Source organism: Gordonia sp. (in: high G+C Gram-positive bacteria) (assembly GCF_047606305.1).
In the GTDB taxonomy this organism is placed as follows: Bacteria; Actinomycetota; Actinomycetes; order Mycobacteriales; family Mycobacteriaceae; genus Gordonia.
In genome coordinates this window covers 1-10,188 of the sequence record NZ_JASGER010000090.1, presented here as the reverse complement: position 1 = coordinate 10,188, position 10,188 = coordinate 1, and the positions used below count along the sequence as shown (strand labels likewise).

At 70.3% G+C, this 10,188-nt stretch carries 11 protein-coding genes and 1 pseudogene; 7 read left to right on the top strand and 5 right to left on the bottom strand.

Going from position 1 to position 10,188, the window contains the following annotated elements; genetic code table 11:
* The 4 genes from QM634_RS13130 to QM634_RS13115 form a co-directional block, all read left to right on the top strand.
* Window positions 1-715 (top strand): glycosyltransferase (locus QM634_RS13130; RefSeq protein ID WP_415043223.1); only part of this gene is annotated, 715 nt, incomplete at its 5' end.
* Between the two features lie 10 nt (window positions 716-725).
* Complete coding sequence (locus QM634_RS13125; RefSeq protein ID WP_415043222.1) at window positions 726-920, top strand: DUF3046 domain-containing protein; 195 nt, start codon at window positions 726-728, stop codon at window positions 918-920.
* 180 nt (window positions 921-1,100) lie between these two features.
* Complete coding sequence (gene recA, locus QM634_RS13120; RefSeq protein WP_415043221.1) at window positions 1,101-2,168, top strand: recombinase RecA; 1,068 nt, start codon at window positions 1,101-1,103, stop codon at window positions 2,166-2,168.
* Between the two features lie 6 nt (window positions 2,169-2,174).
* Window positions 2,175-2,726, top strand: a complete 552-nt coding sequence (locus QM634_RS13115; RefSeq protein ID WP_415043220.1) for a regulatory protein RecX — start codon at window positions 2,175-2,177, stop codon at window positions 2,724-2,726.
* Here QM634_RS13115 and QM634_RS13110 read toward each other — a convergent pair.
* The 4 genes from QM634_RS13110 to QM634_RS13095 are packed head-to-tail and all read right to left on the bottom strand — an operon-like array spanning window position 2,723 to window position 5,998.
* Complete coding sequence (locus QM634_RS13110) at window positions 2,723-3,583, bottom strand: amino acid ABC transporter permease (protein WP_415043219.1); 861 nt, start codon at window positions 3,581-3,583, stop codon at window positions 2,723-2,725. The two genes, QM634_RS13115 and QM634_RS13110, sit on opposite strands and share 4 nt — an antisense overlap.
* Window positions 3,580-4,263, bottom strand: coding sequence for an amino acid ABC transporter permease (locus tag QM634_RS13105; RefSeq protein ID WP_415043218.1), 684 nt, complete (start codon window positions 4,261-4,263; stop codon window positions 3,580-3,582). The genes QM634_RS13110 and QM634_RS13105 overlap by 4 nt, the downstream gene beginning before the upstream one ends.
* Complete coding sequence (locus QM634_RS13100) at window positions 4,260-5,270, bottom strand: transporter substrate-binding domain-containing protein (RefSeq protein WP_415043217.1); 1,011 nt, start codon at window positions 5,268-5,270, stop codon at window positions 4,260-4,262. Before QM634_RS13100 ends, QM634_RS13105 begins: the two co-directional genes overlap by 4 nt.
* Window positions 5,270-5,998: an amino acid ABC transporter ATP-binding protein gene (locus QM634_RS13095; RefSeq protein ID WP_415043224.1), complete on the bottom strand. Its 729-nt coding sequence runs from the start codon at window positions 5,996-5,998 to the stop codon at window positions 5,270-5,272. The genes QM634_RS13100 and QM634_RS13095 overlap by 1 nt, the downstream gene beginning before the upstream one ends.
* 114 nt (window positions 5,999-6,112) lie before the next feature.
* Between QM634_RS13095 and miaB the strand changes: the two genes are divergently transcribed.
* Together miaB and QM634_RS13085 are read left to right on the top strand one after the other, a co-directional pair.
* The gene (miaB, locus tag QM634_RS13090) at window positions 6,113-7,663 is read left to right on the top strand and encodes a tRNA (N6-isopentenyl adenosine(37)-C2)-methylthiotransferase MiaB (protein ID WP_415043216.1); all 1,551 of its coding nucleotides are present in this window, start codon (window positions 6,113-6,115) and stop codon (window positions 7,661-7,663) included.
* A 20-nt stretch (window positions 7,664-7,683) separates the two neighbouring features.
* Window positions 7,684-8,325 carry a hypothetical protein gene (locus QM634_RS13085; RefSeq protein WP_415043215.1) on the top strand — a complete coding sequence of 214 codons (642 nt, stop codon included), beginning with the start codon at window positions 7,684-7,686 and terminating at the stop codon, window positions 8,323-8,325.
* 52 nt (window positions 8,326-8,377) lie between these two features.
* On the opposite strand, the gene QM634_RS13080 is transcribed toward QM634_RS13085, so the two are convergent.
* Window positions 8,378-9,703, bottom strand: a complete 1,326-nt coding sequence (locus QM634_RS13080) for a DUF349 domain-containing protein (protein ID WP_415043214.1) — start codon at window positions 9,701-9,703, stop codon at window positions 8,378-8,380.
* Window positions 9,704-9,813: 110 nt separating this feature from the next.
* Here QM634_RS13080 and QM634_RS13075 point away from each other — a divergent pair.
* A pseudogene (locus QM634_RS13075) lies at window positions 9,814-10,188 on the top strand (hypothetical protein); the annotation flags it as partial.

Here is a 10,188-nt window from a genome sequence, read left to right as displayed (position 1 = left end):
CACCGGGGAGCGCCAGCGTCGCGACGCCCGCGCCTCGGTCGGGCTGACGGGCCCCGAATCGCCGTCGGCACGGCTCATCGCGACGCTGCCGGCGCTGGAGGTGCCACGGCCGGACTGGCCGGCGAACGCGCACCTCGTCGGTCCGTTGCTCTGGGAGCCGACGACCGTCTCCTTCGACGTCCCGGATGCGCCCGCCCCCCTCGTCGTCGTCGCCCCGTCGACGGCGGTGACCGGCCAGGGCGGCCTGACCGACGCGGCGCTGCGGGCGCTCGGCACCGATGAACTGGGCCGACCGGTGCGCGTCGTGCTGTCCGGACTGGGGGTGCCGTCCACCGACGAGTGCCGGCGCGGCCCCGGTGGTCGGATCGCCGACCTGGTGAGCGGCACCGGGCGCCAGGACGAGGTGCTCGCGGCAGCGTCGGCGGCGGTGTGCGGTGCCGGGCACGGGATGTTGGCCAAGGCGCTCGTGGCGGGCGTGCCGGTGGTGATGGTGCCCGGCGGCGGGGACCAGCAGGAGCTCAGCGCGCGCGTGACCCGGTTGGGCGCGGGTCTGGTGGTGCGGGAACCGGATCCGCGGCAGATCGCCGAGGCGGTGCGTCGTGTACTCGACGAACCCGGGTTCGCGGCTGCCGCCGCCCGGATCGCGGCGTCGGCGGATGCGGTGGTCGACCCGGTGGCGGTCGTGGCACGCGCCGGCGCGACCGCCGTGTCGTAGGCTCGGCGGCATGCGCCTCACCGACTTCAACGAGCTGATGACCGAGGAGTTCGGCGAGCAGGCCGCCGCATCGATGCTGGTCGACCACGTGTTGACCGATCTGGGCGGGCGCACCGGTGCCCAGGCGATCGAGGACGGGGTCGACCCGCGCGACGTGTGGCGCGCGCTGTGCCGGGACTTCGACGTCCCGCGCCCCCGGTGGTGAGACACGCCGCGGCGTGTCGGTGACGAACAGACGTTCGAACCCTGTGTAGTCTCGGCGATGGAACCGAACATCGACCCGAGCGCGTCCAAGATGTTGACGGGTTTGTCAGACCCCGCCGATACCGTGGCGCACACCAACCAGGCACAACCACCGCGCACCGCGCCCAAGCAAGGAGACACCATGGCTGCCGCTTCGCAGGATCGGGAGAAGGCGCTCGACCTGGCTCTCGCCCAGATCGACAAGAACTACGGCAAGGGCTCGGTCATGCGACTGGGCGAGGAGACCAAGCAGCCCATCGAGATCATCCCCACCGGCTCGGTGGCGTTGGACATCGCGTTGGGCATCGGCGGGCTGCCGCGCGGCCGCGTCGTGGAGATCTACGGGCCGGAGTCGTCGGGCAAGACGACGGTGGCCCTGCACGCGGTCGCCAACGCGCAGGCCCAGGGCGGCATCGCGGCGTTCATCGACGCCGAGCACGCCCTCGACCCGGACTACGCCGCACGGCTGGGCGTCGACACCGACGCGCTGCTGGTGTCCCAGCCCGACACCGGTGAGCAGGCGCTGGAGATCGCCGACATGCTGATCCGCTCCGGTGCGCTCGACATCCTGGTCATCGACTCGGTGGCCGCGCTGGTGCCGCGCGCGGAGATCGAGGGCGAGATGGGTGACAGCCACGTCGGCCTGCAGGCCCGCCTGATGAGCCAGGCGCTGCGCAAGATGACCTCGGCGCTGAGCAACTCCAACACCACCGCCATCTTCATCAACCAGCTGCGCGAGAAGATCGGCGTCATGTTCGGCTCGCCGGAGACGACGACCGGAGGCAAGGCGTTGAAGTTCTACTCGTCGGTGCGTCTGGACGTGCGCCGCATCGAGACCCTCAAGGACGGGACCGACGCGGTCGGCAACCGTACCCGCGTGAAGGTCGTGAAGAACAAGGTCGCACCGCCGTTCAAGCAGGCCGAGTTCGACATCCTCTACGGCGAGGGCATCTCGCGCGAGGGCTCGCTGATCGACCTCGGCGTCAACGAGGGCTTCATCCGCAAGTCCGGTTCGTGGTTCACCTACGAGGGCGACCAGCTCGGACAGGGCAAGGAGAACGCCCGGACCTTCCTCAAGGAGAACCCAGACATCGCCGACGAGATCGAGAAGAAGATCAAGGACAAGCTCGGCGTCGGCACCGGTGGGGCGCCCGCCCAGGCCGAAGAGCTCGATCCGGACGCCCTGGCGCCCGCACCCGTCGAGTTCTAGTCGGCCGTGCGGGGTACCGGCGGCCCGGACACGGGCGGCGGGGGAGCGGCGCCCGATGAGGAGTCTGGTCGCCGGAAGACCTCGGCCTGGGATGTCGCGCTGCGGCTGTTGGGCGTGCGCGCCCGCAGTCGCGGCGAGATGATCGAGCGGCTGGTCAAACGCGGGTTCACCGCCGAGGAGATCGATGCCGTCATGGCCCGGCTCGATCGGCACAAGCTGCTCGACGACGAGGAATTCGCCCGCGAGTGGGTGCATTCGCGCGGGGAGTACTCGCGCCGGGGGAGCATCGGGCTGCGCCACGAGCTGCGCGCCAAGGGCGTCGACGACGCCGTCGTGGCGTCGGTGCTGTCCGAGGTCGACCCGGCGGACGAGCGGCGGCGCGCCACCGAGCTCGTCGTTCGCAAGCTGTCGTCGACGAAGGCGGATCTGGGTGAGCGTGAGGTCCGCGATTCGATGACCCGCCGGCTCACCGGCATGCTGCTGCGCCGGGGATTCCCGCAGGGCCTGGCCATCGACGTGGTGCGGGAACAGGTGCGCGCGCACGCACCGGCGCATTAGGCGTCGGCGACCTCGGGTTCGACCGCTTCGACCGCGCCGCGCTTACCGCTGCGCAACCGTCGCTCCAGTCGGGTGGCGAAGGCGGTGAGGGAGAAGTTGATGATGATCATCACCAGGGCGACCACGATGAGCGCCGGGATGTAGTTGCCGTAGAACGACGCCGACATGATGCCGGACCGGACGACCTCGATGTAGCCGATCATGTAGCCCAGCGCGCTGTCCTTGAGCGCGATGACCATCTGTGAGACCAAGGCCGGCAGCATCGCGGTGACGGCCTGGGGGAGCAGGACGAGCCGCATCTGTTGCGACTTGCGCAGGCCCAACGCCGTCGCCGCCTCGGCCTGACCGCGCGGAAGCGACTTGATGCCCGACCGGAGGATCTCCGCGATCACGGTGCCGTTGTAGAGCGTCAGGCCGGTGATCACCGAGGCGAAGGCCAGCTGTGACGGCGGCACCAGCCCGTACTGCGCGTACAGGTAGTAGGTGAACAGGATCAGCAGCAGCACCGGGATCGCGCGGAAGCCCTCGGTGAAGGCGCCGCAGATCCACCGGACCCAGCGGTGGTCGGACAGTCGGCCGATGCCCAGGAGCGCGCCGAGCACGAGGGCGGCGATGATCGACACCGCGGCGGCCTTGATGGTGCCCCACAGGCCCGGGAGGATGTACACGGTCCAGGTCGAGGCGGTGATGAACGGGCGCCACATGTCGGCGTCGAACTGGCCGCGACCGGCCAGTCGTGCGATCACCCAGGCGGCGACCGCCCCCAGCACGAGGACGAAGGCGACCGCCACCGCGGCATTGCGGGCCCGTGCCCGAGGTCCGGGCGCGTCGTAGAGGACGGTGGCATCGGCGCTCATCGCTTCACCGCGAATCGGTCGGCCAGCCACCCGAAGACGAGGCCCTCGGTCAGGGTGATGATCATGAAGCCGACGGCGATGATCGCGAAGATCGCGAGCACCAGGTTGGCGTGGTTCTCGATCTGCGTCTTCATCAGCAGCGCGGCTTCGGCGACGCCGATGACCGACGCGATGGTCGTGTTCTTCGTGAGGGCGATCAACACGCTGCCCATCGGGGCGATGACCGACCGCAGCGCCTGGGGAAGCACGATCACGCCGAACACCTGCACGAAGCCGAGGCCGAGGGAGCGGGCCGCCTCGGCCTGGCCGATCGGCACCGTGTTGAAACCCGCGCGGAGCGTCTCACAGACGAAGGTGGCGGTGTAGAGCACGAAGGCCAGGACCGCGAGCCAGAAGTTGTTGTTGTCCACGAAGTGCGGTCCGGCCGGTGCCAGCGCGATGCTCAGATTCGTGTAGAGCCCGAGGGAGCAGAACAGGACGATGAGCGTCAGCGGCGTGTTGCGGACGATGTTCACGTACCAGGTGCCGAAGACCCGCATGACCGGCACCGGCGAGACGCGCATCCCGGCGAGGACGATGCCCCAGACCAGTGCGCCGACCGCCGACACCGCAGTCAGTTTGAGGGTCGTGGCGAAGGCCGGCCACAGTGCCGGTCCCATGTCCGACCAGAGTGCGCTCATCGGGCGCCCCCCGTCGGGCAGGGCGTGGACGCGGCATCGAGGAAGCCCAGGTCGCCCGGCGTGGGCAGGAAGCCGAACCGCGAACCGGGCGCCGCGGCGCGCCGGATCATCCCGTCGACGGTCTCGTCGCCGATCGCCGACCGCAGTGCCGTCTCCCAGGCCGATCGGCCGTCGGGGGGCGGGGCGAGCATGGCGCGCAGGGCGGCGTTGACCGCCTCCACCGACCGCGGCTGTCCCTTGGCCAGGCCGATGCCGTAGCGCTCAGTGGAGAAGGGGCGGCCCGCGGGGATGAAGTCGCCCCCGGCGCTGCAGGTGTCGCGCGGGTAGGTCATCGACAGCACCCGCAGGTCGTAGCGGGGGAAGAAGTGCGCGTAGCCGGCGAGGATCGCCTCATCGGTGGTGAGGGCGTCGACCTTGTCGTTGCGCAGCGCCTCCACGCACGACGAGTAGGAGTCGAACTCCTGCAACTGGACGCGGTGGAGTTGGCGTTTGACGTTCTGCGCCGACGTCGAGCCGGTCACCGAGCACAGCTTCCGATCCGGGGTGTCCAGGTCGGTCAGGGTGGTGACCGAGTCGTCGGAGGCGCGGACCAGCAAGCCCTGGTAGTTGATGAGATAGGGGCCGGCGAAGTCGACCTTGGCCAGCCGGGACGCGTTGATCGAGTAGGTCGCGGCGATCAGGTCGACCTCGCCGTAACTGATCAGCGCCTCGCGCTGCGCCGATGGCGTCTCGCGCCACTTGATGTGCGGGTGTGGCACGTGCAGCTCGTCGGCGATGTGGTTCACCACGAAGGTGGACACGGCGGTGTCGAAGCCGATGACGGTGCGTTTGGTCGGGTCGCGCAGCCCGAGTCCGGGTTGGTCGAATTTCGTGCCGAGGATGACGCTGCCGGACCTGATCGAGTCGAGCAGGTTCCGCGGTCCGCTGCCGCAGCCGGCGACCAGGCCCACCGCGGCACAGGCGGCCGCCGCGGCGGCCACCAGTCGGATCGTCGTGCGCCGCCGCATCAGTGGTCCAGGATCTTGGACAGGAAGTCCTTGGCGCGATCGGTCTTCGGGGCGGTGAAGAAGGCGTCCGGGTCGGCGTCCTCGAGGATCGCACCGTCGGCCATGAAGATGATGCGCTCGGCGGCCTTGCGGGCGAAGCCCATCTCGTGGGTCACGACGACCATCGTCATGCCCTCGCGCGCCAACGACACCATGACGTCGAGGACCTCGTTGACCATCTCCGGGTCGAGGGCCGAGGTGGGCTCGTCGAAGAGCATCACCCGCGGCTCCATGGCGAGTGACCGCGCGATCGCGACGCGCTGCTGCTGGCCGCCGGACAGTTGGGCCGGGTACTTGTCGCGCTGGGCGGCCACCCCCACCCGCTCGAGCAGTTCCATCGCCTTGGCCTCGGCGTCGGCCTTCGACATCTTGCGCACCTTGATCGGTGCCAGGGTGACGTTCTCCAGGATCGTCTTGTGCGCGAACAGGTTGAAGGACTGGAACACCATCCCGACCTCGGCGCGCAGCTGCGCCAGGGCGCGGCCCTCGGCGGGCAGGAGCGTGCCGTCCAGGTAGATCTCGCCGCTGTCGATGGGCTCGAGGCGGTTGATGGTGCGACACAGCGTCGACTTCCCGGAGCCGGACGGGCCGAGCAGGACGACGGCCTGGCCGGCCGGAATGTCGAGGTTGATGTCGCGCAGGACGTGGAGGTCGCCGTAGTGCTTGTCGACGTGCTGCAACGAGACCATCGGCACCGAATCGGCGCCCGGGGATGCCCCTGGTGTCATACCGGATCACCCTAGTACCGAGGCCGCGGCAGAGCAGCGCAAGCCCGATTTGCGGTCGGCACTATTCTGGAGGGCGTGAGTGTCGACAGCCCCGTCCCCGCCGCGCCGCACCAGCGGCGCTATGAGGTGCGCACCTTCGGCTGCCAGATGAACGTGCACGACTCCGAGCGGATCTCCGGTCTGCTCGAGGAGGCGGGCTATGTCGCCGCCGCCGACGGCGACGAACCGGATCTGGTCGTCTTCAACACCTGCGCGGTGCGCGAGAACGCCGACAACAAGCTGTACGGAAACCTCTCGCACCTGGCTCCGGTGAAGCGCGGCAAGCCCGGCATGCAGATCGCCGTCGGCGGCTGTCTGGCCCAGAAGGACAAGTCGACGGTCCTGGACCGCGCCCCCTGGGTCGACGTGGTGTTCGGGACGCACAACATCGGGTCGTTGCCCGCCCTCCTCGACCGGGCCCGTCACAACGACGAGGCGCAGGTGGAGATCCTCGAGTCGCTGGACCGCTTCCCGTCGACACTGCCCGCGCGCCGCGACTCGGCCTACTCGGGCTGGGTGTCGGTGTCGGTGGGGTGCAACAACACCTGCACCTTCTGCATCGTCCCGTCGTTGCGCGGCAAGGAGACCGACCGGCGCCCCGCGGACATCCTGGGCGAGATCAGGGCGCTCGTCGACCAGGGCGTGCTCGAGGTGACGCTGCTTGGTCAGAACGTCAACGCCTACGGGATGTCCTTCGCCGATCCCGGGCAGCCGCGCGACCGCGGGGCGTTCGCCGACCTGCTGCGCGCGTGCGGGACGATCGACGGCCTCGAGCGGGTGCGCTTCACCTCGCCGCACCCGGCCGAGTTCACCGATGACGTCATCGACGCGATGGCCACGACCCCCAACGTGTGCCCGCAGCTGCACATGCCCCTGCAGTCCGGATCGGACCGCATCCTCAAGGCGATGCGGCGCTCCTACCGCCAGACCAAGTTCCTGGGCATCCTGGACCGGGTGCGCGCCGCCATGCCGCACGCGGCAATCACCACCGACATCATCGTCGGCTTCCCCGGCGAGACCGAGGAGGACTTCCAGGCGACGCTCGACGTGGTCGAAGCCGCACGGTTCAGCTCGGCCTTCACCTTCCAATACTCGCCCCGACCGGGCACCCCGGCCGCGACCATGGACGACCAGGTGCCGGCCGAGGTGGTGACCGAGCGCTACCAGCGGCTGATCGCGCTGCAGGAACGCGTGTGCCTGGCCGAGAACGAGACACTCGTCGGCACCGATGTCGAGTTGCTGGTCACCGCCGACGAGGGGCGCAAGAGTGCCGAGCACCGACGCCTCACCGGTCGTGCTCGCGACGGTCGCCTGGTCCACTTCGCGCCCACCGGCGCCGGTGAGGCGCCGGGCGCCACCATCCGGCCCGGCGACGTCGTGACGACCACGATCACCTCGGCGGCGCCCCATCACCTGATGGCCGACGGCGGGGTGCACACGATCCGCCCCACGCGCGCCGGGGATGCGCACGAGGCGAACCTTCGACCGATCACCGCGCCGACCGGCGTGGGCCTGGGGCTGCCGACGATCGGCGCCCGACCGACCGAGCCGGCGTCGACCGGTTGCGGCTCGGGCGCGTGCGGATGACTTCTATCGATGGGAATGACGTGAGCAACGATCCGACCGACCCGACGTCCGGGTTCGAGCAGTTCGAGGACGATCTCCGCAAGGCCGAGAAGAAGGTCGCCGGCGAGATCGATCCCGGCGCCCGGGCGATCGTCGTCGCCGTCGCGGTCCTGGTCGCGGCGGTGTCACTGGCGCTTCCGCACACTGGATCGGTGAAGGGGTTCGACGTCCTCAGCTACGACGCGGCCGCCCAGGCCGCGGGCATCACCATCACCTCGCGGGTCTTCGTGTACCTGCTGCTGATCTTCGGCGTGCTCTTCTCGACGCTGGCGCTGATCACGCGTCGCTGGGTGCTGGCGTGGATCGCGCTGAGCGGCTGCATGGTGTCGGTGATCGCCGGGATGCTGGCCTGGTGGTCGCGGACCACGCCGGGCCTGGACGCGCCCGCCGGGCCGAACGGCCGGCTGATGCCGCCGCCGGGCGGCATCGGCGCCGGGTTGGTGCTGGGGCTGATCGCGATGGTCGTGTTGGCGTTCCACTGGGCCCGCGTGGTGTGGTCGCGCAACGAGTACCAGCTCGCCATCGAGGCCCAGCGACGCGCGGCGGCGGTGCGCGAAGAGGAGCGCATGCGCAGGCTCGTCGACCCGGTGCGCCGGGACCAGACCGACGATTCAGACGGCTGAAAAGCCGTGGTGGCGGCCTGATCCGCCGAGCGTGCCCTCGTCGTCTCCGTGACTAGCGGTCGGACACCGCGGTCTTGGCCGCGTCGGCCCACTCCTGCCACTGCTTGGCCTGCTCGCGCAGCTTCTTCGCGTCGGCGGTCTTGCCGCGCTCCTCGGCCTTGCGGGCCTGCTCCTCGAGTGTGGCGACCTTCTCGGCGAACTGTGCCGCACGTGCGGCGACCTCGGGGTCCTCGCGGTTCCACTTCTCGTCCTCGACCTCGCGGATCTTGCGCTCGAGGGCCCGCAACCGGCCGTCGAGCTTGCCCATCTGGTCGCGCGGGACCTTGCCGATCTCGTCCCACTTCTGCTGCAGCTGACGGAAGGAGCGCTTGGCGCCGTCCAGATCGGACGTCGGGTCGATGGACTTCTCTGCGGCGTCGAGGAGTTTGGCCTTGGCCTCGCCGTTGGCGGCGAACTCCTCGTCGCGCTGGGAGGCCTCGGCGTTGCGGGCGCCGAAGAACACGTCCTGGGCGGCCTTGAACCGCTGCCACAGGGCGTCGTCGACGTCGCGGGGGGCGCGGCCGGCGGCCTTCCACTCGGTCATCAGCTCACGGAAGCGAGCCGCCGTCGGACCCCAGTCCGTCGACGACGACAGCTCCTCGGCCTGCGCGATGAGCTCTTCCTTGCGGTCCTTGGCCGATGCCCGGTCCCGATCGAGCTCGGCGAAGTGTGCGCCGCGGCGCCGGTTGAACTTGTCGCGCGCCCGGGCGTAGCGCTTCCACAGCGCGTCGTCGGTCTTGCGATCGATTCCCTTGATGCCGCGCCATTCGTCGAGGATGGCCCGGATCCGGTCGCCGGCTTCCTTCCACTGCGTCGAATCGGCGGCCAACTGCTCGGCCTCGAGGGCCAGCGCCTCCTTCCGCGCGACCGACTCCTCGCGCTCTTTCGCCCGCTGGGCCTTGACTTCCTCGGCGGCGCCGTCGGCGGTCGCTGTGATGGCCTCCAGCCGGTTCTGCAGCGCGGCCACGTCGCCGACGACGTGCGCGTTCGGCAGCGCGTCGAGGAGGTGCTGAGCCGCGGTCCGCGTCTTGCGCGGGTCGCCGGATTTCGCCGCCAGGCGCTCCTCGAGGATCTCGACCTCGGTGGCCAGGTCCTCGAAGCGGCGCGCATAGTGCGCGAGGCCCTCCTCGGGGCTGCCCGCCTGCCATTGGCCGATCTCGCGCTCTCCGTCCGCCGTCTTCAGCCAGACGACGCCCTTCTCGTCGACCCGGCCGAACTCGTGCGGGTCGCCGGCGTGGGTCGGCTGGTGGGTGATCGGGGCGCTGGTCACCGCCGGCGCACCGGGACGGGGGCCGGGCCGCGGTCCGGGCTTGGGTCCGGGCTTGGGGGAGTCGGTCATGGCGGTGTCCTCACCGTTGTCGTGCCGCGCGTCACGGCTGCCTGTGGTTCTGCGATCGGAGACCCGGGTCGCTGGGCTCCATTCAAGCAGGTCGACTAGCGTCGTGGGTTGTGTTGATTTCGGCGGTCTTCCTCCCGGCTGCACCCGCGCTGGTGCCCGAGGTGTCCGGTGTCGGCGCCGTGGAGCTCGAACCCGTGCGGGCCGCGATCGGTGCCGCCGTCGCCGACCAGGCCGCGCTCACGACGTCCTGGTGGGCCGTCGGCGACGACGACCGCCCGCTCGAGGACGCACACCTCGCCGCGGCGACCTCGGGGTCGTTCGGCGGCTACGGCGTGGACCGCGCCGTGTCGCTGACCCCGGCCGTCCCCGCGGACCGCGGCACCCTGCCGACGTCCATGCTGATCGCCGGGTGGGCCCGCGAAGTCGCCCCCGAGGTGACGATCACCCCGATCGTGCTCGACGCCGCCGACCGTGCGGCCTGCCGT